Origin of the sequence: Streptomyces sp. SYP-A7185 (assembly GCF_046103685.1) — a bacterium.
Taxonomy (GTDB): domain Bacteria; phylum Actinomycetota; class Actinomycetes; order Streptomycetales; family Streptomycetaceae; genus Streptomyces.
In genome coordinates this window covers 8,573,076-8,595,484 of the sequence record NZ_CP122310.1, presented here as the reverse complement: position 1 = coordinate 8,595,484, position 22,409 = coordinate 8,573,076, and the positions used below count along the sequence as shown (strand labels likewise).

General features: G+C 72.9%; 20 protein-coding genes. 11 read left to right on the top strand and 9 right to left on the bottom strand.

The features are described from left to right. Nucleotides 1-5: 5 nt before the first annotated feature. A complete protein-coding gene (locus QBL25_RS37650; RefSeq protein WP_409061437.1) occupies nt 6-1,184 on the top strand; it encodes a serine hydrolase domain-containing protein in 1,179 nt (392 codons plus the stop codon). A gap of 26 nt (nt 1,185-1,210) precedes the next feature. On the opposite strand, the gene QBL25_RS37645 is transcribed toward QBL25_RS37650, so the two are convergent. Both QBL25_RS37645 and QBL25_RS37640 read right to left on the bottom strand, forming a co-directional pair. After that, nucleotides 1,211-2,239 carry a DUF6745 domain-containing protein gene (locus QBL25_RS37645; RefSeq protein WP_409061436.1) on the bottom strand — a complete coding sequence of 343 codons (1,029 nt, stop codon included), beginning with the start codon at nt 2,237-2,239 and terminating at the stop codon, nt 1,211-1,213. 176 nt (nt 2,240-2,415) lie between these two features. Then, nucleotides 2,416-2,742 (bottom strand): hypothetical protein, encoded by a 327-nt coding sequence (locus QBL25_RS37640; RefSeq protein ID WP_409061435.1) that lies wholly within the window; start codon nt 2,740-2,742, stop codon nt 2,416-2,418. Between the two features lie 267 nt (nt 2,743-3,009). Between QBL25_RS37640 and QBL25_RS37635 the strand changes: the two genes are divergently transcribed. The 6 genes from QBL25_RS37635 (at nt 3,010) to QBL25_RS37610 (ending at nt 9,371) form a co-directional block, all read left to right on the top strand. Beyond that, a complete protein-coding gene (locus QBL25_RS37635; RefSeq protein WP_409061434.1) occupies nt 3,010-3,972 on the top strand; it encodes an STM4015 family protein in 963 nt (320 codons plus the stop codon). 38 nt (nt 3,973-4,010) lie between these two features. Continuing rightward, the gene (locus tag QBL25_RS37630) at nt 4,011-4,970 is read left to right on the top strand and encodes an STM4015 family protein (RefSeq protein ID WP_409061433.1); all 960 of its coding nucleotides are present in this window, start codon (nt 4,011-4,013) and stop codon (nt 4,968-4,970) included. Continuing rightward, complete coding sequence (locus QBL25_RS37625; RefSeq protein ID WP_409061432.1) at nt 4,951-6,162, top strand: STM4014 family protein; 1,212 nt, start codon at nt 4,951-4,953, stop codon at nt 6,160-6,162. The genes QBL25_RS37630 and QBL25_RS37625 overlap by 20 nt, the downstream gene beginning before the upstream one ends. A 91-nt stretch (nt 6,163-6,253) precedes the next feature. Beyond that, complete coding sequence (locus tag QBL25_RS37620; protein ID WP_409062920.1) at nt 6,254-7,060, top strand: STM4013/SEN3800 family hydrolase; 807 nt, start codon at nt 6,254-6,256, stop codon at nt 7,058-7,060. Further along, the gene (locus QBL25_RS37615; RefSeq protein WP_409061431.1) at nt 7,057-8,433 is read left to right on the top strand and encodes an STM4012 family radical SAM protein; all 1,377 of its coding nucleotides are present in this window, start codon (nt 7,057-7,059) and stop codon (nt 8,431-8,433) included. Before QBL25_RS37620 ends, QBL25_RS37615 begins: the two co-directional genes overlap by 4 nt. Nucleotides 8,434-8,459: 26 nt before the next feature. After that, a complete protein-coding gene (locus tag QBL25_RS37610; protein WP_409062919.1) occupies nt 8,460-9,371 on the top strand; it encodes an STM4011 family radical SAM protein in 912 nt (303 codons plus the stop codon). Nucleotides 9,372-9,714: 343 nt separating this feature from the next. On the opposite strand, the gene QBL25_RS37605 is transcribed toward QBL25_RS37610, so the two are convergent. From QBL25_RS37605 to QBL25_RS37580, 6 genes are all read right to left on the bottom strand, one after another. Continuing rightward, a complete protein-coding gene (locus QBL25_RS37605) occupies nt 9,715-12,576 on the bottom strand; it encodes an NHLP bacteriocin export ABC transporter permease/ATPase subunit (protein ID WP_409061430.1) in 2,862 nt (953 codons plus the stop codon). Nucleotide 12,577: 1 nt separating this feature from the next. Then, on the bottom strand, nt 12,578-14,866 hold the full coding sequence (locus QBL25_RS37600) for an NHLP family bacteriocin export ABC transporter peptidase/permease/ATPase subunit (protein WP_409061429.1): 2,289 nt from the start codon (nt 14,864-14,866) through the stop codon (nt 12,578-12,580). Then, nucleotides 14,863-15,669, bottom strand: coding sequence for an HlyD family efflux transporter periplasmic adaptor subunit (locus QBL25_RS37595; protein WP_409061428.1), 807 nt, complete (start codon nt 15,667-15,669; stop codon nt 14,863-14,865). The genes QBL25_RS37600 and QBL25_RS37595 overlap by 4 nt, the downstream gene beginning before the upstream one ends. Nucleotides 15,670-15,763: 94 nt before the next feature. Further along, nucleotides 15,764-15,991 (bottom strand): type A2 lantipeptide, encoded by a 228-nt coding sequence (locus tag QBL25_RS37590; protein WP_409061427.1) that lies wholly within the window; start codon nt 15,989-15,991, stop codon nt 15,764-15,766. A gap of 402 nt (nt 15,992-16,393) precedes the next feature. Beyond that, nucleotides 16,394-17,389 carry a TauD/TfdA dioxygenase family protein gene (locus tag QBL25_RS37585; RefSeq protein WP_409061426.1) on the bottom strand — a complete coding sequence of 332 codons (996 nt, stop codon included), beginning with the start codon at nt 17,387-17,389 and terminating at the stop codon, nt 16,394-16,396. Nucleotides 17,390-17,601: 212 nt separating this feature from the next. Next, nucleotides 17,602-17,679 carry a putative leader peptide gene (locus QBL25_RS37580; RefSeq protein WP_384278765.1) on the bottom strand — a complete coding sequence of 26 codons (78 nt, stop codon included), beginning with the start codon at nt 17,677-17,679 and terminating at the stop codon, nt 17,602-17,604. A gap of 192 nt (nt 17,680-17,871) precedes the next feature. Between QBL25_RS37580 and QBL25_RS37575 the strand changes: the two genes are divergently transcribed. Together QBL25_RS37575 and QBL25_RS37570 are read left to right on the top strand one after the other, a co-directional pair. After that, the gene (locus QBL25_RS37575) at nt 17,872-19,119 is read left to right on the top strand and encodes an ROK family protein (RefSeq protein ID WP_409061425.1); all 1,248 of its coding nucleotides are present in this window, start codon (nt 17,872-17,874) and stop codon (nt 19,117-19,119) included. 7 nt (nt 19,120-19,126) lie between these two features. Next, nucleotides 19,127-19,585 carry an RrF2 family transcriptional regulator gene (locus QBL25_RS37570; protein WP_409061424.1) on the top strand — a complete coding sequence of 153 codons (459 nt, stop codon included), beginning with the start codon at nt 19,127-19,129 and terminating at the stop codon, nt 19,583-19,585. A 40-nt stretch (nt 19,586-19,625) separates the two neighbouring features. On the opposite strand, the gene QBL25_RS37565 is transcribed toward QBL25_RS37570, so the two are convergent. Next, the gene (locus tag QBL25_RS37565) at nt 19,626-19,847 is read right to left on the bottom strand and encodes a hypothetical protein (RefSeq protein WP_409061423.1); all 222 of its coding nucleotides are present in this window, start codon (nt 19,845-19,847) and stop codon (nt 19,626-19,628) included. 216 nt (nt 19,848-20,063) lie between these two features. On the opposite strand from QBL25_RS37565, the gene QBL25_RS37560 reads away from it, so the two are divergent. Together QBL25_RS37560 and QBL25_RS37555 are read left to right on the top strand one after the other, a co-directional pair. Continuing rightward, nucleotides 20,064-21,275 (top strand): acyl-CoA dehydrogenase, encoded by a 1,212-nt coding sequence (locus QBL25_RS37560; protein ID WP_409061422.1) that lies wholly within the window; start codon nt 20,064-20,066, stop codon nt 21,273-21,275. Between the two features lie 116 nt (nt 21,276-21,391). Beyond that, nucleotides 21,392-22,183: a thioesterase family protein gene (locus tag QBL25_RS37555; RefSeq protein ID WP_409061421.1), complete on the top strand. Its 792-nt coding sequence runs from the start codon at nt 21,392-21,394 to the stop codon at nt 22,181-22,183. The last annotated feature ends 226 nt before the right edge of the window (nt 22,184-22,409 follow it).

Below are 22,409 nucleotides of genomic sequence, written 5' to 3'. Positions count from 1 at the left end.
GACCCATGGCCGATCTGCGAAAGACTCTGGAGACGCACGTCAGCAACAGCTCCGTGGCGGGAGCGGTGGGCCTGGTGGCCCGCGGCGACCGGAGCGAGGAAGTCGCGGCCGTCGGGTCCGTCGACGTCGAGGGCACCGCTCCGATGGCCAGGGACTCCCTGTTCCGTATCGCCTCGCTGACCAAACCGATCGTCGCCGCCGCCGTGCTGATGCTGGTGGAGGAGGGCCGGATCGCGCTGGACGATCCGGTCGGGCGGTGGCTTCCGGAGCTGGCGTCGCCGAGCGTCGTCCGCACTCCGGACGCACCGGTGGACGACGTGGTCCCGGCCGTGCGCCCCATCACCGTGTCCCACCTGCTCACCTCCCGTACGGGGTACGGATTCCCGTCCGACTTCACGCTGCCCGCGCTCGCCCCGCTGTTCAGCGAACTGAAGCAGGGGCCGCCGCAGCCGCAGGCCCCTCCGGCGACCGACGAGTGGCTGGCCGCGCTCTCCCGGATCCCGCTCCTGCACCAGCCCGGCGAGGGCTGGCTCTACAACCTCAGCTCCGACCTCCAGGGCGTGCTGATCTCCCGCGTCACGGGGGCGTCGCTGCCCGACTTCCTCGCCGAGCGGCTGTTCGAGCCGCTGGGGATGACCGACACCGCGTTCTCGGTGCCGCCCGGCAAACTCGACCGGTTCACCAGCTATTACGCGGCCGGGGCCGAGGCCGGGCCCGAACGTGATCCCCGCAGCGGCCTCGAACTGCTCGACGCCCCCGACGGGCAGTGGAGCAGCCCGCCTCCGTTCCCGTCCGGCGCCGGCGGTCTGGTGTCGACCGTCGACGACTGGCTCGCCTTCGGGCGGATGCTGCTCGCCGGGGGCACGGCCGGCGGCGGGACCCGGCTGCTCACGGACGGCTCGGTGCGGCAGATGACCACCAATCACCTCACCACCGCCGAACGGCGGTCCGCCGGGCTCTTCCTCGAAGGCATGGGCTGGGGCTTTGGCGGCTCCGTGGACGTCGAGGCGGTCGAACCCTGGAACGTGCCGGGGCGCTACGGCTGGGTCGGCGGAACCGGCACGACCGCCCACATCGTCCCCGCCACCGGCGCCGTCACGATCATGTTCAGCCAGTTGCAGATGGGCGGCCCCAGCTTCCCCGACCTGATGCGGGACTTCTGGCGGTACGCCGCCGGGAGCTGAGCGCACCCACCGGGCCCCGCTCCGCGTCAGGTCTGGCGCACCGGCTCGTAGACGTCCGCGTGGAGGCCGAAGGTCCACGCCACGCCCTCCCTGGCCGTCCGCGTGGCGGGCGGCACGCGCAGCCAGTACGTACGGCGCGTGCCGTCCGGCTCCGGCGTGGAGTTGACCACCTCGACCATCACCACGTCCTCGTCTCCGGCCAGTTCGACGCGCCAGAGCACGCCGGTCTCGTCGCGGTGCACGGGGACCGCGCCCGACTCGTCCAGATAGCGGTCGTAGCCGTAGTGCTCCAGCATGACGCGGCGCAGTTCGGCGTTCTCCTCGGCGCCGATGCGCTCGGGGGTCAGCGCGGAGAGTTCGCCCAGGAACTCTTCCGGCACCGGCATGCCGCGCCAGGCGTGCAGCGCGAACCCGTCGGGGAAGGCGAGCGCGGGGCCGTCCGCGCGGTCCAGGCGGCCGGCCTCGTCGCGGTGCAGTTCCAGGGGGCGTTCGCAGACGATCGCCACCCGCTCGAAGGGCCACCACCAGCCCGCCGCGCGGGCCACCGCCGCCAAGCCGTCCAGCGGACTGCCCTCGGAGGTGTCGAACGCGCACAGCCAGGCCGCCTCGTGCTGGCCCAGCACGGCATCCAGCAGGACGAGCCGGACGGCCGTCTCCGCCGTGTGGTCGCCGTCCGTCAGCTCCTCCACCACGCCCGTACGGATGCGGGAGGCGAGGGCCTGGGTGATGTCCCAGAGCCGGGCGCCGGTGGCGTTCCAGTGCTCGGACCAGCCGCCCGGCCCCAGCCGCGCGTGCACGGAGGCCCGCTCGGACGCCCAGGGCCGGCTGCGGACCGCGTCACGGACGCTGCGGCCCAGGCCGTCCCGCTCCGCCGTCACGCGCCGCACGGCTTCGAGAGGGGAAGCGGCCCAGAGGATGCGCTCGGGCTCGGGCAGCCCGGCCCTGCGGTAGGCCAGACGCACGCCCGCCTCGGCCGCCGCACGGTCGGCTGGGCCGGTGGCGGCCACCGCCCGCCGCCACCGCGTCACGTCGGCATCACCCGACGGCGCCTGCATCGGCGGCCGTTCCCGCGACACCTCCCGGTCCACCGGCCGATCCGCCGACCGATCCGCCGACCGATCCGCCGGCCGCTCCAGCGCCCGCTCCCCCGCCGACATCCCATCCGCTCCCATGTCGTCCCCCTCGCGCTTTCCGCTCCCGGCTGCTCCGCGTCGCTCCGGCCCGTGCTCCATCAGTCGGCCACCAGGCGCACGGAACCCGGCACGTACTCACGCTGGCGCACCACGCGGTACCAGCCCTTCGGCAGCGCAATCGCCGCGTGCTCCTCGTGGACGACCCGCCCGCCGTCGGGCAGGTGCAGCAGCATCGGTCCGAACGGGCCCGACTCGCGCATCAGTTGGCCCGGACCGACCACGGCGTGCGCGTGCCCCGTCACCTCGCCGAGGGCCAGCACGAGCCTGCCGCGGGCATCCCGCGGCTCCTGCGGACCGTCCTCGACGCGCGGCGGCAGCGCCGACTGCGCGACGGGCACGATGAGCACATCTCCCTGCCGGTACATGGGTGTTCCCTCCCCGCGGCGCGCTCTGCACCGCCCATGAGATCCGACCGTACGGCGAGGGTCTGACATTGATGCTGATACTCAGGTTCCGGCCGCCGGGCGGTGCCACGAGCCGTCCCCGGCGGCCTCCCGGCGGGCTTCGCGGCCCTGCGCGAGGCGTTGTCAGTGGCGCTTGGTAGAAATTCTGCACATCGGCCGATCAGCACAGAGGTGGGATCGCCGCAGTTGAGCGCCGGTTCGGCGCCATGGGCAAGGGAGCGGGCGGACATGACCATCGGAGACGACCAACAGCACTGGCACGGCCTGCCCATCCATGAGTTCCCGCAGCTCGACGAGAAGTCCTCGGAGCCCCTGCCCGCGGCCGACTCCGTGGCCTGGCGCATCGCCGTCGACTCGTACGACAGCGACGAGGCCTGGGAGGCCGCTTTCGCGCGGTTCACCGCGGCCGTCGACGTGTCGCGGGTGCGGGCGGTCATCGTGGGCGCGTGGAGCGACGCCTACGAGAACGGGCCGGGTCAGGTGATCGCCGCGCTGGTCGACGCGAGCCCGCGCATGCCGGAGCTGCGGGCCCTGTTCCTGGGCGACATGGACGCGGAGGAGTGCGAGATCTCCTGGATCAACCAGGCCTGTGTCACCCCGCTCCTTGACGCCTTCCCCGCCTTGGAGGAATTCGCCGTGCGCGGCGGCAACGGCCTCGCGTTCCCCGCCGTGCGGCACGAGCGGCTGCGGTCGCTCACCGTCGAGACGGGCGGGCTTCCGGTCGAGGTGGTGCGCGGGATCGCCGGGAGCGACCTGCCCGCCCTGGAGCACCTGGACCTGTGGCTCGGCACGTCCGAGTACGGCGGCGACGCCGCGGTCGCGGACCTGGAGCCCTTCCTCGTGGGCACCCGCCTGCCCCGGCTGCGACATCTCGCCCTGCGCAACAGCGAGATCCAGGACGACGTCGCGGCGGCCCTGGCGTCCGCGCCGGTGGTGGCCCGCCTGGAGGTCCTCGACCTCTCCATGGGCGTGCTGACGGACGCGGGGGCCACCGCGCTCCTGGCCGGACAGCCGCTGACCCATCTCAAGAAGCTCGACATGCACCACAACTTCCTGAGCGAGGCCGTGCGCACGCGCGTGCGCGAGTCGCTGGAACCGGCAGGCGTCGAAGTGGACCTCGACCCGGACGACGTGGAGGAGTACACGGAGGACGACGGCACCGTGTGGCGCTACGTGGCAGTGGGCGAGTAGCGACGACCTGAGGGAGGACGAGAGAGAGGGGGGACGTCATGGGGTATCGAACGGCGCATCTCGACTGGTTCCACGGCCTGCCGGTGTTCGCCTTCCCGTGCGAGGGCGACGGCCCCCGGGAGGCGCTGCCCTCGCCGGAGTCGGTCGCCTGGCGGTTCGGCCGGACGGACGGAGACGGCGACATCACCTTCGAGCAGCAGTGGCAGCGCTTCCTGGACTCCGTGCCGCTGCACAAGGTGCGCGCGATGGTCATCGGACGGTGGTGGCAGGAGTACGAGGACGTCGGCATCGACGCCGTCATCGAGTCGCTGTGCGCCGCGCGGGACAGACTCACGGGGCTGCGGGCCCTGTTCCTCGCCGACGTGCTGTCCGAAGAGTTCGAGATCTCCTGGATCAGACTGGGTGATCTGACGCCGCTCCTCAAGGCGTTTCCCCTTCTGGAGAAGCTGGGGGTGCGCGGCGGCGAGGGCCTCGTCCTGGAGCCGGTGCACCATATGGCCCTGCGCGAGCTCCGCTTCGAATCGGGCGGGCTGCCCGCCGCTCCGGTCCGGGCCCTGGGGGCCTGCGAGTTTCCCGCGCTCGACCACCTGGAACTGTGGCTCGGCACGTCCTGGTACGGCGGCGACACCGCGATCGAGGACATCGCCCCGCTCCTGGCGCCCGGCGTGCGGATGCCCTCACTGCGCCACCTCGGCCTTCAGAACAGCGACATCCAGGACGAGATCGCGGCGGCGGTCGCCGGGGCCTCCGTCGTGCCGCAACTGGACTCCCTGGCACTGTCCATGGGAGCGCTGAGCGACGACGGCGCCGCCGCGCTGCTCGGCGGCCAGCCGCTGACCCATCTGCGGACACTCGACCTGCACCACCACTTCCTCTCCGCCCCGATGACCCAGCGCGTCCGGTTCGCGCTGGAACCGCACGGGGTGCGGGTGGACCTCCGGCGCGGGCGTGCCGCCGCCGAACGATCGGAGGCCCGCTATGTCGCCGTCGGCGAATGACGAACGGCCGCGTGCGGCACCCCGGTTCGCCGTCGTGGGCAACCCGGAGAACCGCCGGGTGACCCTGTTCGCGGCGGCCGTACGGGAGGCCGGGCTGCCCGCGCCACGCGTCGTGCCGTGGCGGAACGTACTGCGCGAGGGCGGTGTGGACTTCGGCGCGGACGAGGTGGTGCGGCTCGAATCACCCGGGGAGAACACCGACGTGGACCGGGCGCTGCGCGCCTTGGACGATCCCACGCGGGTGGAGGGCAGCGCGCGCTGGTACGGGCGGTTCATGGCGGCCGTGGGGTCGCTGAGCGGCGGGCTGCGGCTCGACGCTCCGCACGACCTCCGCGTGCTCTTCGACAAGCGGCTCTGCCACGAGGTCCTCGCCCGCGCGGGCGTCCCTGTTCCGCCGTCCCCCACTTCAGGCACGACGGCGACCGTGCGCGGCTGGGACGACGTACGGGCGCTGATGCGTGAGCAGCGCATGCCGCGGGTCTTCGTCAAGCTCGCCCACGGGTCCTCCGCGTCCGGGGTGCTCGCCGTCGAGACGGCCGGCGCGGGCCGCGTGCAGGCGACCACGTCCGTGGAGCGGGCGGACGGCCGGCTGCACAACTCCCTGCGGGTGCGGCGTTATCGGCAGGAGCGGGAGATCGCCGCGATCGTCGACGCGCTGGCACCCGACGGACTGCACGTCGAGCGCTGGATGCCGAAGGCGTCCCTGCACGGCCGGGTGGCCGACCTGCGGATCGTGGTGATCGGCGGGCGGGCCACGCACGCCGTCGTCCGGACGAGCGGCTCGCCCCTGACCAACCTCCACCTCGGGGGTGCGCGCGGGGACCTGGCCGCGGCCGTCGAAGCGGCGGGGGCGCGCTGGACGGAGGCCCTGGCCGTCTGCGAGCGGGCTGCCGCCTGCTTCCCCGGCACGCTCTGCGTCGGCGTGGACCTGCTGCCCGCCGTCGGCTGGCGGCGGTTCACCGTCGGCGAGGTCAACGCCTTCGGGGATCTGCTGCCGCGCCTGACCGGCCTGCCCGGCAGCGGGGCCGAGGGCCTGGACACGTACGCGGCGCAGATCGCCGCCGTGCTCCGGCAGCCGTCGCCGGCCGCCGTGCCTTCCCCGCTCACCTGCGACCGGCTCCACCCGCACCACGACGCGACGGACCACCCCGCGCTGAACCACCCCGCAAGGAACGACCATGCGAACGCCTGACCCGACGAGCGCCCCGGACACCCCGGACGCCCTCGAAGCTCCCGAAGCCCTCGAAGCTCCCGAAGCTCCCGAAGCTCCCGAAGCTCCCGACATGAACGAGGTCGTCGGTCGTGACGATCTCCTCCTCGTCACCCTCGACACCCTGCGCCACGACGTGGCCGCCGAGCTCGCCGCCGCGGGCCGCATCCCGCACCTGGCCCGCCATCTGCCGGGCGGTGTCTGGGAGCGGCGGCACGCGCCGGGCAGCTTCACCTACGCCTCGCACCAGGCGATGTTCGCCGGGTTCCTGCCCACGCCCGCCGCTCCGGGACCGCACCCGCGGCTGTTCGCCGCACGGTTCGCGGGGAGCGAGACGACCGCCGGGCGCACGTTCGTCTTCGACACCCCCGACCTGGTGTCCGGGCTCGCGGCCGCCGGGTACCGCACGGTGTGCGTCGGCGGGGTCGGCTTCTTCAACAAGCAGGGCGCCCTGGGCGGCGTACTGCCGGGGCTCTTCCAGGAGAGCCACTGGGAGCCGGAGTTCGGCGTGGCCTCGCCCACCTCGTTCGAGGCGCAGGTCGAGCGGGCCGAGAAGGTGGTGGCCGAACTCCCCCACGACCAGCGGCTCTTCCTGTTCCTGAACGTGTCCGCGCTGCATCAGCCCAACTGGTTCCACCAGCACGGCGCCACCCCCGAAGCCGGGGACAGCCGCGCGACGCACGCGGCGGCCCTGGAGTACGTCGACCGGCACATCGGGCGTCTTTTCGCCGCCATGAGTTCGCGCCGCCGCTGCTTCGCCGTCGTCTGCTCCGACCACGGCACGGCCTACGGCGACGACGGCTACGTGGGCCATCGCCTCGGGCACGCGTCCGTGTGGACGGTGCCGTACGCCCACTTCTTCCTGGAGCCGTCCGCATGAGCACACCGCAGCTTCTCGACCCGGCCACCACACGCCCGTACCAGAGCTACGTCTACGCCTACCCGCACAAGACCGCCTACCGTCCGCTGCCCGACCGGCCCCGGCTGCGCACCCTGTGGGCGGCGGAGCCCAAGGACGCGCTCTCCCTCTATCTGCACATACCCTTCTGCGAGGTCCGCTGCGGGTTCTGCAACCTGTTCACGCGCATCGGCGCGCCCGGCGAGCTGACCACCCGCTATCTCGACGCCCTCGACCGGCAGGCCACCGCGGTGCGCGACGCCCTGATCGAAGGCCAAGGCGAAGGCGGTGCCGCGGCGCCGGTGGGTTTCGCCAACGCCGCGTTCGGCGGCGGCACGCCCACCTATCTGGAGGCCGCGGAGCTGGAGCGGCTGTGCGACATCGCCGAGCGCATGGGCGCCGACCTGCGGGCGATCCCCCTCTCGGTGGAAGCCTCACCCGCGACGGCCACCGCCGACCGGCTGGCCGTCCTGGCCGAGCGCGGGGCGACCCGGCTGAGCCTGGGCGTGCAGAGTTTCGTCGACGCCGAGGCACGCGCGGCCGTGCGTCCCCAGCGCCGGGCGGACGTCGAGGCGGCGCTCGGCCGGGTGCGGGACGCCCGCATCCCGGTGCTCAACATCGACCTGATCTACGGGATCGACGGCCAGACGCGGGACAGCTGGCGCGCCTCCCTGGACGCCGCCCTCGCCTGGCGGCCCGAGGAGCTCTACCTCTACCCGCTCTATGTGCGGCCGTTGACCGGCTTGGGCAAGCACGGCACGGCGCTGAGCGACGCGGACTGGGACGAGCAGCGGCTGCGCCTCTACCGCCAGGGCCGCGACCACCTCCTGGCCGAGGGGTACGTCCAGGTGTCGATGCGCATGTTCCGCCGCGCGGACGCGCCCCCGCAGGGCGCGGACGACCACGCCTGCCAGACCGACGGCATGATCGGCCTGGGCTGCGGCGCACGCTCGTACACGTCGTCGCTGCACTACTCCTTCGACTACGCGGTCGACCTGCGCGAGATCCGCACGATCATCGACGATTACACCGCCACCGAGGACTTCGGCGGCGCGGTGCACGGCCGCCGGGTCGACGGGGACGAGGCCCGCCGCCGCCATCTCCTCCAGTCGCTGCTCCAGGCGCAGGGCATGCCGCTGGCCGACTACCGCGAGCGGTTCGGCACCAGCCCGTACGAGGACTTCCCCGCCGAGCTCACACGGTTCGCGGACCGGGGCTGGCTCGAACCGGAGCAGGAGCCGGCCCACGGGCTGCTGCGCCTGACGCCGGAAGGGCTCGCGCACTCCGACGCGATCGGCCCCGAGCTGTTCTCCGCCGCGGTGCGCGCCGCGATGGCCGCCTACGAGCTGAAGTGAGCCCGCGCACGATGACCCCACCGAGCATGGACCTGACGCTCCTGTACCGCGGCCCGCTGGCCTCGTGCGACTACGCCTGCCCGTACTGCCCGTTCGCCAAGCGCCGGGACACCCCCGCGCAGCTGCGCGCGGACCGGGCGGCCCTTGAGCGCTTCACGCACTGGGCCAAGGCCCAGCGCGGCGACCGCCTCTCGGTGCTCTTCACGCCCTGGGGCGAGGGCCTGGTGCGGTCCTGGTACCGGCGGGCGCTGGTCGAGCTCTCCCACGAGCCGCACGTGGAGCGGGTGGCGATCCAGACGAACCTCAGCTGCCGCACGGACTGGCTCGCGGAGGCCGACCTCGACACCGTCGCCCTGTGGTGCACGTACCACCCGGGTCAGACCCCCTACGACCGCTTCCTCGCCAAGACGCGTCAACTCGCCGAGCGGGGGGTGCGCTTCAGTGTCGGCGTCGTGGGACTGACCGGTCATCTGGAGGACGCCCGGCGTCTGCGGGCCGAGCTGCCCGCCGAGGTCTACCTGTGGGTGAACGCCGCGGAGGGCCACACCTACACCGACGACGAGGCCGCCCGCTGGACCGCCCTCGACCCCCTGTTCGCCTACAGCCGCCATCCGCACCGCTCGGCCGGAATGCCCTGCCGCACGGGCGAGTCCGTCATCTCCGTGGACGGCGAGGGCACGGTCCGCCGCTGCCACTTCGTCCGTTCGGAACTGGGCAACCTCTACGACGGCTCCTACCGGCGCGCCCTGGAACCGCGCCCCTGCCCGCTGACGGTCTGCGACTGCCACATCGGCTACGTTCACTTGGAGACGCTGCCCTTGTACGACGTCTTCGCGGGCGGCGTCCTGGAACGGATACCGAGCTCCGTCACGAACCCCGCGCAGATGGCGAGCCCCACGGCGGTGGCGGCCAGCGCCAGAGCGGTGGGGGCGACGTAACCGGGAACGTCGAACGTCCGCAGCGGGCTCGACTCCGTGCCGCCGTCCGCCGCGGCCACCGCCTCCGCGGCGACATGCAGGGCTCCCCAGACGCCGAGGCCGACCGCGGCGGCGCCCGTGAAGGCGGCGAAGGCGGACAGCAGGACCTGCGCGCTCGGGCGGCGGGTCGCGCGCCGCGCCAGGGCGCTGAAGCCGTGGCCGACGAGTCCGGCGGCGGCGATCACGCCGATCAGGATGACCAGGAACAGAAACAGGGCCACGACCCGCCGCCTCCCTCTCGCGCTCGCGCGGTGAGGCGGCCCGGCTTCTCGCCGGGAGACGGGCCCCCGCCGGCCCGGCCGCGTCACTGCATCTGCCGCCGCACCAGTTCATGCAGTCGTCCGCCAGTATCCGCCAACAACTGCCCGGGCGGACCCTGCTGGACGACGCGTCCCTCCGACATCACGACGACGCGGTCCGCGTCCATGACCGTGGAGAGGCGGTGGGCGATGACGACGCGGGTGGCGTTCAGGGCGCGGGTGCTGTCGATGACCGTGCGCTGCGTCTCGTTGTCCAGGGCGCTGGTGGCCTCGTCGAAGAACAGGACGCGGGGGCGGCGGATCAGGGCCTGGGCGATCATCAGGCGCTGGCGCTGGCCGCCGGAGACCGCTCCGCCGCCGGAGATCATCGTGTGCAGGCCCATCGGCATGCGCTTGATGTCCTCGGCGAGGCCCGCCATGGCCGCGGCCTCCCACGCCTCTTCCTGCGTGAACGTCTCGGCGCCGCAGATGCAGTCCAGGATCGAGCCGGTGAGCGGCTGGGCGTTCTGCAGGACCACGCCGCACTGGCGGCGCACGGCCGCCTGGTCCAGGGCCGACAGGTCCTGGCCGTCGTACAGGACGCTGCCCGAGACCGGTTGGTCGAAGCCGATCAGCAGGCGCAGCAGCGTCGACTTGCCGCAGCCGCTGGGGCCCACGACCGCGACGAACTCGCCGGGCCGGATGGACAGGGACACGTCGTCCAGGACCAGGGGGCCGTCGTCGGCGTAGCGGAAGGACAGCGAGCGGGCCTCGATCTCGCCCTGGAGTTCGCCCGGCTGGGTGCTCGCGCCGCGCACCTCGGGCGCCTCGTCGAGCACCGGCTTGATCTGCTCGAACATCGGGAGCACCCCGGCGGCCGAGATCAGCGCCCCGGTGAGCTGGGTGACGGAGGTCAGGAGCATCGTCACCGCCGTGCTGAAGGTGAGGAACTCCCCGGCCGTGAGGCTGCCGCGGGCCGGGCCCGCGAGGAGGACGAACATGATGAGCGTGCACAGCGGCAGGTAGACGGAGTTGAGGACCGTCGTCACGTTCTTGATGCGGCCGGCGCGCTGCTGGAGCTCCCGGCTGCGGGCGAACTCCCCCGCCCAGGCCGCGTACGCGAAGCTCTCCGCCCCGGCGACCCGGAGTTTGGGCAGGCCGCGCAGCGTCTGGAACGCCTGGTTGTTCAGCTTGTTGGAGAGCTCGACCAGGCGGCGCTGCCAGCGCAGTTCCCACAGGCCCAAGGTGAGGAACACGCCCGCGATGACGGCCAGCATCGCGAGGGCGGCCAAGGCCAGGGGGACGCTGTAGAGCAGCAGCAGGACGATGTTCATCGCGGCGACCGTGCCGGACTGGAGGGCTACGGGGCCGATGCCCGAAAGGACCCGGCGGATCGCGCTGACGCCCATCGCCGCGCTCGCCAGCTCGCCCGTGGAGCGCGAGGCGAAGAAGCGGGTGGGCAGGCGCAGCAGCCGGTCCCAGACCGCTGGTTGGAGCGCGCTCTCCATGCGGCCCTCCATCCGCAGGATGGTGAGGTTCTGGAGCAGCATGAAGGCCGCCGAGACGATGCTCGTGATCATCACCGCCAGGGACACCTGGACGATGAGGCTCTTCTCGCCGTGGGGGACGAACACGCCGAGCACCTGGCCCGTCGCGATCGGCACGAGCGCTCCGATCGCGACCGTGACCAGGCCGGCGATCACCAGGTTGCGGACGTCGCCGCCGGTGCCGCGCAGGCTGAAGCGGAAGAGCCGCCACGGTGTCAGCGTCCGCTCCGGCAGCGGGCGGTAGAACATGACCCCTTGCGGCTCGAACTCGTCGGCGTTGGTCTCGTCGACGCGCAGGCGCCGCCCTGAGGTGGGGTGCACCGATTCGTAGCCGCCGCGCCGCCACAGCAGGGCGACCGGCTGCCCGCTGGCCGCGCGGTGTCCCACCAGCGGGCCCGCGTTCTCGCGCCACCAGCGCCCGTCGAGCCGTACGGCGCGGGTGCGGATGCGGGAGGCCACCGCGACCTGCTCCACCGGGTCGATCCGGTCGCTGACGGCGCCGCCCTCGGCGGCATCGGACAGCGTGATGCCCGCCGCGTCGGCGACCAGGCGGCAGGCCGCGTACGTCGTGTCGTCGCCCTCCCGTGCTCCGGTGCGGCGCGTGCCGCTTCTGCCGGAGCGGCCGATGGAGGCGATCAGGGTCCGGTCGGCCTGCTCGCGGACCGTCTCGCCCGCCTTGATGCCGGCCGCCGTGCGGTCCTCGTGCGCCCGCTCCAGGCGTTCGATCCAGCGGTCGAGGGTGGCGAGCAGCCGGTACTGCTGGTTGACCATGCGCTGCCACATGGAGGCGTCGACGAGCAGGTCGCCCGCGGCCTCCGTGCTGTAGGCCGAGCCGTACTGCACGCTGCCCGGCGCGACCGGCATCCACAGGATGTCGTCGTCGGTCACCACGTCGTCGCCCAGGGTGCGGCCGTCGAGCGGCGCCTCGAACAGGACCCGGTGGCTGCGTCCGATGCCGAGCGCGAAGGCATGCTCCAGGAGGCTCAGGGCCTGGTCCTGGGTGTCGTACTGGCTGGGGTACTGCTGCTCGTAGGCCCAGGTGTCGCCGTAGTCGGGGCGGTAGAGCTCGCGCAGCGGGATGCGGCGCAGCTCGCAGCCCTGGAGGGGGCGTCCGACGAGGGTGTGCTGGGGGCCTTCGACCGGGCCGAGGAGCAAGGTGCCCGGCTCCAGGCGGCCCAGGAAGTGCCAGTGCCCCTGCTGCACGGCGTCGACGGCGAACAGGTCGAGCGCGCCGGCCACGACCAGCCACAGGACCTGCGGGCCTTCGAGGTGCACGCTGCGCAGGCCCGTGCAGTCGGCGGGGGTGCCGAGCGCGCCGAAGGCGGCGGCCACCGCGTCGTCGTACGCGGCCTGGGTGTACTGCTCCGGTACCGAGGTCACCTCAGTGCTCCTTGACCAGGTCGGCGTAGGGTCCGCCGGCGGCGACGAGGTGTTCGTGGCGGCCGCGTTCGACGACCGAGCCGTGGTCCAGGACGACGATCTCGTCGCTGTCGCGCACGGTGCTCAGGCGGTGGGCGATGACCACGCAGGCGCAGCCGCGGCGGCGCAGGTTGTCGATGATGACCTGCTCGGTCTGCGCGTCCAGGGCACTGGTCACCTCGTCGAGGACGAGGATGCTGGGGCGGCGGACCAGGGCGCGCGCGATCTCCAGGCGCTGGCGCTGCCCGCCGGAGAAGTTGCGGCCGTCCTGCTCGACGCGGCCGTGGATGCCGCCGGGCCTGCGGGCCACGACCTCGTACAGGCAGGCGTCCTTGAGGGCGGCGACGACGGCGTCGTCCGGGATGGAGGGGTCCCACAGGGCGACGTTGTCGCGGATGGTGCCCTCGAAGAGGAAGACGTCCTGGTCGACGAAGGAGACGGAGGCGGCGAGCGCCCCGCGCGGGATGTCCTCGAGGCGCCGGCCGTCGATGCGGATGACGCCCTCCCAGGGGCTGTAGAGCCCCGAGATCAGCCGGGAGACGGTGGACTTGCCGCTGCCGGAGCCGCCGACGAGCGCGACCTGCTGGCCGGGGCCGACGGTGAGGGAGAAGCCGGTCAGGAGCGGCTTGTCGAGGGGGCTGTAGCCGAAGGTGATGTTCTCCAGCGTGACGTGGCCCTTGAGGCGGCGGGTGCTCGCTTCCGGTGCGGGACGGGAGTAGAGCGTGTCGACGGGGAAGTTCTCCACGTCCTTGAGGCGGGCGACGTCGGCGCCGAAGTCCTGGATGCGGCCCGCGACGCCGTTGAGGCGGGTGATCGGCGCGGTGAAGCGGGTGACGAGGGCCTGGAAGGCGACCAGCAGGCCGATCGACAGGTGTCCTTCCACCGCGCGCAGGCCGCCGATCCACAGGATCAGCGCGCTGTTGAGGGTGGCCAGGGTCGGCGCGACGACGCCGAGCCAGGCGCTGGGCACGCCCAGGCGCTGCTGCTCCTCCAGGGTGGTGGCGTGCTGGCCCGCCCACCGCCGGAAGTAGCCGTTCTCGCCGCCGGTGGCCTTCATCGTCTCGATCAGCTGAAGGCCGGTGTACGAGGTGTTGGTGAGCTTGGCGCTGTCGGCGCGCAGCTTCTGGGTGCCGGTGGCCCGCAGCCGGATGACCACGCGCATCGCGACGATGTTCAGCAGCGCGATGCCGACGCCGACGAGGGTGAGCTGGGGATCATAGGTCCACAGCAGCGCCGCGTAGAGCAGGACGACGATGCCGTCGACGCCCGCGGCGGTCAGGTCGCGGGCCAGGGTCTCGGCGACGGCGTCGTTGGACGCGAGCCGCTGGACGAGGTCGGCGGGGCTGCGCTGGGCGTAGAACGTGACGGGCAGGCGCAGCAGATGGCGCAGGAAGCGGGCGCTGCTCAGCGTGGAGGAGATGATGCGGCCACGCAGCAGGTTCGCCTGTTGCAGCCAGGTCAGGACGACGGTCAGCGCCACCATCGCTCCCATGGACGCGAACAGCGCACCCAGCAGGGATGTCTGATCACCGATCAGGAACAGGTCGATGTACGTGCGGCTGAGCGCGGGCAGGGCCGCGCCGACCGCGACGAGCAGCAGGCTGGCGAAGAGCGCGGCCAGCATGGTGCCGGTGGTGCCGCGCAGGCGCGCCGGAAGGGCCCGCAGGACGCCGGGCTTGCGGCCTCCGGGGCGGAAGTCCTCGCCCGGTTCCAGGACCAGGACGACGCCGGTGAAGCTGGTGTCGAAGTCCTCGGAGGGGACGAAGCGGCGTCCCTTGTCGGGGTCGTTGACGTGGACGCCGCGCCGGCCGAGGCGGCGGCCCGTGCCGTCGTAGACGACGTAGTGGTTGAACTCCCAGAAGAGGATCGCGGGGGCCTTCACCTCGGCGAGCGCGGCCGGCTCCATCTGCATGCCCTTGGCGGTGAGCCCGTAACTGCGCGCCGCTTTGAGGAGGTTGCTGGCGCGCGAGCCGTCGCGGGACACTCCGCACGCGATGCGCAGCTCCTCCAGCGGGACGTGGCGTCCGTAGTGCGCCAGGACCATGGCGAGGGCGGCGGCGCCGCACTCCACGGCTTCCATCTGGAGGACCGTGGGGGTACGGACGGTCTTGTGCCGCTTGCCCTTGGACGCGGGGCGCGGGGCGGCGGCGCGGCGGCGGCCGCGCCGCGGGGGCTCGGGGCGGTGTCTGCGCCGGCCGCCGGGGGGCGGCAGTTGCTGCTGGTGTGCCGGGGAGGGGTGGGGTGCGGTCACGGAAGCAGCCAATCGATCGGGCGCTGCTCGGCGAGGTGCAGGGCGCCGTCGGCCAGGGTCATGGAGTCGAGCGCGAAGGGCGGTCCGCCGTCGGTGGACCACGCGTAGCCGGACTTGGTGGCCGAGGAGCGTGCGAGCGAGACGAGGACGGCCACGGGGGGTCCGTCCTTGGTGAACTGCCCGGCCAGTTCCTTGTCGCCGAGGAATCCGCTGATCTTCTGGGTGCTCTGGGCGGTGCGCCCGACGGCCTTCACGCGGCCCCGCAGCATGCCGTACTCCTCGGTGGGCACGGATTGGACCGTGAGGTCCACGGAGGCGCCGACGGGCACGGTGGCGGCGCTGTCGGCGGGCACGTAGAGCATCGCGAGGAGGGGGTCGTCGCCGCCCGGGACGCGCTCGACGGTCGCGACGTCGGCGCCGGTGGTGACGACGGTGCCGATCCTGGCGACCAGGGTGGTCACGCGGCCCGCGGCGATGGAGCGCACGACCTTGTCGCCCTGCTCCGTACGGACCTTGAGCACCGGAGCGCCCGCGGCGACCCGCTTCCCCTCTTCGGCGAGCACGCGCGTCACCTGTCCGGTGACGGGGCTCTGCAGGACGTAACTGCCCTGGCCGTGGGTGAGGATGCCCGGCGCGCGCAGGGTGGAGGCGATCGAGCCGGTCACGGCCCAGACGCTCGCGGCGGCCATGACGACGAGGGTGACGGCGAGCACGAGGAGGCCCTGGGGTCGGGCGTAGCGCACCGGCAGGTCGAGTTCCTCGGGCGACTGCAGTTTGGACAGGGCCTGTTGGCGGAACTGCACGGAACGCTTCCCTTTACTTTGCCTGTGGCGTCCGCGAGCCCCGGAACCAATGGTTCCGGGGCTCACGCATCATGGCGTCTCAGTGAGCTGAGGCTCAGAGACCAGCGGTCAGGCCGGAGGCCAGGCCCGTGACGGCGCCGGTGTTCAGGCCGGTGACACCCTCGACGGTGCCGACGACGCCGCCGACGACGCCCGAGACCGGGGCGATGGAGTCAACGGTGCTGGTGACGTTGCCCGCGACACCGGCGACGAGGCCACCGGAGACGTTGTCGAGGTCGGCGTCGGAAATCTCGAGGGTCTCGACCTGGGGGGTGTGGTTCATGGTGTGAGCTGCCCTTCTCATGAATGGTGCAAAGGTCTTTCCAACACTGCGGAATCTGAGGTGCGAATTCCGCGGTGGCCAGGATCAAAGCACGTTCGCACGTCGTACATCCAATCGACGAGACGGCGTCCGGCGGCGCTTGCGGCATCGAATCACCGCTGCGTGCAGGCATGTTCACCGCTCGGGAGCAGCTCCTTCACAAGATTCACAGACGGAAATCCCGCGAGCGGAAGGACTCCTTCCACCAAAGCGGACACTCTCGCATCAAAGCGAAAGTTCTGTGGTCAATACACAAGGGCTTTTCGTGGAGCGTTCGCCGAATGGCGTGACCGGGCTGCGCATTCGATGTGCAGGTTTATTGAAGGCGTGCCGATTCATGGCCGAAGGGGGACACCCGACGGCTCAGGCCTCCGCGACCGCGCCGTCCGTGGAGGCGCCGGACGCGATGCCGTGGCCGGGCTCGGGCACCGACTGCGGGGCCAGCAGGACCGAGCGGCGGCCGTCCACGCCGACCGGCACGTCGCCGTCGATGGTCACGCGGCGCAGGGTGCGCTCGTGGTCGTCGGAGTCGTCGACCCCGTAGTGCTGGGTCGCGCGGTTGTCCCAGATGGCGACGTCGCCCGCGCGCCACTGCCAGCGGACCGTGTTCTCCGGGCGCTCCACGTGCGACTGGAGCACGTCGATCAGGGCGCGGGAGTCGGCGGCCCGGAAACCGCTGAGCTTCTGCAGGAAGTTGCCCAGGATCAGGGTGCGTTCACCGCTCTCGGGGTGGACGCGGACCACGGGGTGCTCGGTCCGGAACTTGACCGCCGTGAACACCTTGCGGTGCTGTTCGAGGGCCGCGGAGGAGGCCTCGGGGCGGGTGGCGGCGTAGTCGTAGTCGTTGGTGTGCACGCCGCGCACGCTGTCGGCGAGGACGCGCAGCGGCTCGGGCAGGTCCTTGTACGCGGCGGCGGTGTTGGACCACAGGGTGTTGCCGCCGTACGGCGGGATGACCTCGGCGCGGAGGATGGAGAACGCCGGGTAGGCGGGCACGAAGGTGACGTCGGTGTGCCACTGGTTGGCGCGACCGCCGTGTTCGTTGTCGATGCCGAGGGCGTAACGGCCGTCCACCGACGGCACGGTGGGGTGGGCGACGGGGGTGCCGAGCAGCCGGGCGAAGGCCTCGTGGCTCTCCGCGTCGAGGTGCTGCTGGTCGCGGAAGAAGACGACCTTGTGGGCGAGGAGCGCGGCGCGCACGGCGGCCACCGTGGCCCCGTCGAGGTCGCCGCCGAGGCGTACGCCGGATATCACCGCGCCGATGCGGCCGCCCACCTTCTGGATGGTGAGGGACTCGGCCGGGGCGGGCGCTTCCGGGGGCGCGGGGACGGTCGCTGCTGCGGGTGCGGTCGTGGTCATGGGTCGAGATCCCTTCGGTGGGGCGGGCGTTAGATGTTCTCGGAGCGGAAAGAAGTCGGCGCAGCTCAAAGAGCGCCGCTTCCCGGCCGGTTCGAGGCATGCGAAGGAGCGGGAACGCGTCGAGGCGTGAGGGAACGAGAAAGCGAGGGGGAGCGAGAGAGCGGCCACGGGGGCGAGAGCGCCACGGAAGCGGCCGGGGGCGACGGCGGCGGTCAGGCCACGCGCAGACGACACGCCGCGGAGGCGAGGCGGCCCAGGTCTACGTGGAGCCGCGGGACGAGAGGGGTCATCGCGGTCATGTCCAGGAGCATGGCCGCCCGCCGCGAGCGGGGTCAAGGTCTCCCCCGCCCGCTTCACGACCCTGCAACGCGCCCGACATCACGGACGTGAGCCCGCCCACCCCCACTCGCCAAACACCCGGTCCGCACGGCAGGTTGGACCGCCTGACCGCCACCCGCGAACCCCGGCCGGAAGGGGCAGCCATGCCGAACACCTCCACTCCGCCCACCTCCGGCGACGGCCGCAGGGAGGCGAACGCGGCGGCCGTGCTGCGGGCCGTCCTCGACCACGGCCCGGTCTCCCGCAGCGCGATCGCCCGCCGCGCCGGTCTCAGCCCGGCCGCGGTCTCCCGGCAGTGCACCGATCTGGCCCGCATCGGCCTGATCCGCGAGGTCCCCGAGCTGGTGGCCCCCGGCGGCGTCGGCCGGCCGCAGATCCCGGTCGACCTGGCGTCGGGCGACGGCGGCGGACCCGTGGCCGCCGGGATCCACGTCGGCGTACCGGGATCCACCTTCTGCGTGGCGGACCTGCGCGGCCGGATCCTGTCCCGCGGCGCCTTCCGCCACGACGGCGTCCCCCCGGCCGAGCTGCCGGACGCGGTGGGGCGCGCGCTGGCCGCCTTCCTCGCCGGGCGCCCGGCGGGCGGGCCGCTCCTGGGGGTCGGCGCGGCCATCGGCGGCTGGGTGGACCCCGCCACCGGCACGGTCGTACGGCACGACGCGCTGGGCTGGCACCAGCATCCGCTCGGCTCCGGCCTCCGGCGGCACACCGGGCTGCCGGTCCGTGTCGACAACCACGCGCGCGCGGTGGCGCAGTCCGAGCTGCTCTTCGGGCGGCCCGCCGCGCGGCGCTCCCTGCTGCACCTCTTCGTGGGCAATGTGGTGGACGCGGCGCTCGCGATCGCCGGTGTCGTGCACCGCGGGCCCCGCTCGGGGGCGGGCGACGTGGCACATCTGCCGGTGCCGGACAGCGCCGTGCCGTGTCCCTGCGGCCGTACCGGCTGCCTGGAGGCGACCGCCTCGGACACCGCGCTGGCCCACGAGGCCCTCGCGCGCGGCATCGTGCCCGAGCCCAGCGCGGCCCTGGTGGTGGACGCGGCGGCGGCCGGTGACCGGCGCGCGGACGCGCTGCTGCGGGCGCGGGCCCGCGCGGTGGGCCGGGCTGCCGGGCTCCTGCTCGACGTGCTCAATCCCGATCTGGCCGTGATCACCGAGCAGTCGAGTCTGCTCCATCCGGAGTATCTGGAGGAGATCCGCACGGCCGCCGTCGGCCACTCGCTGGTGTGCGACGACCCGGAGCGGATCGTCGTCCCGCACGCCGGGGCGGCCGCGCTCCCGGTCGCCGCCGTCACGGTCCTGCTGAATCCGCTGTTCAGGAGCCCTCTGCGGGCGCTGGACGACGGCGTTGCGGGAGCAGGGGCGATACGTGCCGTTCAGGACGGTGCAGCATAATGCGGCCATGCGGATCTCAGCCAGGGCGGACTACGCGGTACGTGCCGCGCTGCAACTCGCCGCGTGCCAGGACGACGGGCCGCTGAAGGCGGAGGCCATCGCGGAGGCCCAGGAGATCCCGCACAAGTTCCTCGAAGGCATCCTCAACGACATGCGGCGCGGCGGTCTGGTCCTCAGCCAGCGCGGCGGCAACGGCGGCTACCGCCTGGCCCGGCCCGCCGACCGCATCAGCATCGCGGACGTCATCCGCGTCGTGGAGGGCCCCTTGGTGTCGGTGCGCGGAGTGCGCCCCCCGGAGCTGGCCTACAGCGGGCCCGCGGAGTCGCTGCTGCCGCTGTGGATCGCACTGCGGGCCAACGTCCGCGAGATCCTGGAGGGCGTCTCCCTGGCCGACGTCGCGGGCGCCGAACTGCCCACCCCGGTCACGGCGCTCGCCGCGGATCCCGCGGCCTGGACGAATCCGTGAACGCGGCAAGGAAACACGAAGCGGACGGGAGCGGACGACCCTAGCGTCGGTTGCGGGGGTGGTTGCGCGCCACGCGCTCGTTGCCGTGCTTGTACGCGCCGGTCCAGCGGGCCATCACCAGCTGGGCGTCGCCCGACTCGACCTCGGCGAGGAACTTCTCGGCGCGGGCGCCGCGCAGCGTGCCGGCCGCGCGCCCGTGGTGGGTGATCGTCACGCCGGCGTCGGAATGTTGCTCGTAGGTGAATCCGGAAGGTCTTGGCATGCCCGGATGTTAAGCATCGGGGGCGCGGTCGGGTAACTGAATTTCGGCGCGGCCAGCGGAAACCGGCGGCGCGGAGAGCCGCCGAAACGGCCGTCTCGGTCCCACCCTCCGAGACGCGGCGGTCCGCCCCTTGAACACCCCCTTGTCCCGACAGGAGTTCGGATCCAGTATTCCTATCAATCAGGTAGGGAAACTAGGAATCTGTGAGGCGTCCCCGTGACAACGCTGATCCCCTGCGCCTCGCCGCGCGTCGTCCGGGAACTCGCCGACGACCTCGCCGTCGACGCGGACCTGCGCGACCGGGCGGGCAAGCCGCCCCTCGACGAGGTCTCGCGGCTGCGCGAGGCGGGGCTGCCCGCGCTCCTGACGCCGCCCGGCCAGAACGGTCCGGAGGGCCGGGGCAGCGACTGGCGCACGGCGTGTACGGCGGTCAGGGACATCGCGGCGGCGGACAGCTCCATCGCGGAACTCCTCGCGCACCACCACGCCCTGTCGTGGAGCCCCCGCCTCTTCGGCACGCCCGAGGACGCCGCCGCGCTCGAACTGCGCGCCGTGCACGAACAGTGGCTCTGGGGCGGCGACATCGAGCTGCCGGACGCGCAGACGGGCGCCGATCTGTCCCTCACCCCGGCCGGCGGCGGCTTCGTCCTGCACGGCAGACGGCCCCTGACCGCGGGGGTCGCCGTCGCCGACCGCCTGGTCCACACGGCGCGGCGCACGGACAGCGGCGCATGGGTGGTCGTCCACGTGGACCCGGCCCACCCCGGGGTCAGCGCCGAGGCGGCGCACGATCTGCTCGGGCAGCGCCTGAGCGGCGCGGGCGGCGTCAGTTACGACGACGTGCCGGTGGCCGCGCACCAGGTGCTCGGCACGGTCCCCGTCGACGAGCACGAGATCTCGCCGTTCACCGCGCTCGCCCCGCTCACCCGCCGCCTGCTGCTCGTCCAGGTCGGCCTGGGCAACGCGGAAGGCGCACTGGCCGAGGCACGCGACATCAGCCGCGCCCTGCCGCGCCCCACCCCGACGGCGGCGCTCGCCACCGGCGGCGACTGCGGGACCCCGCCCACCGACCCCTATCTGCTCCTCGCCTACGGCGAGTTGGCCACGGCCGCGCACAGCGCCGCCGCGGTGGTGGACCGCGCGACGGACGCGCTGGCCCGAGGCCTGGAGTCGGGGCCCGCGCTCGACGCCGACGAGCGGGCCGAGATCGCCTTCCTGGTGGGCGCCGCCGAAGCGGTCACCGCCCAGTCCGCCCTGCACATCACCACCCGCGTCCTGGAACTCACCGCCGACGCACCTTCCCCCTCGCCCTCGGCCGACCCCGGCCTCGACCGGTTCTGGCGCAACGCCCGGGCCCTGACGGCCCACAGCTCGGCCGCCCACCGCCTGCGCGACCTCGGGGAGCACTACCTCAACGGCCTCCCCTAGCGCCCGCCCCCGCCTTCCCGCCCGGCCAGTACGATCTTCGGACACTGGGACCCGTACGGCACGCCACCCCGTGGCCGTCCCCGTTCCGCACCCGCAAGGCCGAGAGGGAAGCACCGTTGAACACCGGCAGCTACTACGAGCCCATCGACGAGCACCGCTACAAGCCCACGGCTCACGCGGGCGGCGCCTGGGACGTCGACGAGCAGCACTTCAGTCCGCTCGGCGGTCTCATCGTGCACGCCATCGACCGCCATCTGGCGACCCGGCCCGGCAACGGCCTGATCCTGTCCCGGATCAGCTTCGACATCCTCGGACGCCTCGCCCTCGACGAGTGCGAGATCCGGGTGGAGACCATCCGGCCGGGCCGCACCATCGAACTGCTCGAAGCCGTCGTGCTCATGGCCGGCCGGCCGGTGGTACGGGCCCGGGCCTGGCTCCTCGCCTCGGTGGACACCAGCGCCGTCGCGGGCGGCGGCGCGGACAGGCTCACCCACCCCGACGAGCTGGACCCCTGGGACATGGCCTCCGTGTGGCCCGGCGGATACATCGCCTCCGTGGACGTCCGCCCCCTCGGACCCCCGCGGCCGGGCCGTACGACGGCGTGGATCTCCACCTCCCTCGACCTCGTCGCCGGGCAGACCGCGAGCCCCCTCGCGACCTTCGTCGCGCTGGTGGACACCGCCAACGGCATCGCCGTACGCCAGTCGCCGACGGAGTGGATGTTCCCGAACGTCGACCTCACCCTCCATCTGCACCGCACGCCCCAGGGCCGCTGGACGGGACTCGACACGACGGTCACCTTCGGCCCGACCGGCCAGGGCATCACGAGCACCGTCCTGCACGACGTCACGGGCCCGGTCGGCCACGCCCAGCAGATCCTCACGGTCCGCCCCATGAAGGCCTCTTGAGCGCCCTCTGAGCCGTCCGTCCCCCGAAGGGGCCTTGACCGGCCGACCACCGGTTCGCCCTGAATGTCGTGTCCACGACATCGTCACACGGTCGACCCACGACGTTCATACAGTCACGCGCCCACCCGTGCCACTCTCCCGTTGGCCCACTTGTCAACTCGCGTAGAACGCGGGCCCCGTCGAAGGGATCCGTCCTGCGCGCGCCTTCGGGAGAGGACACCCCCAC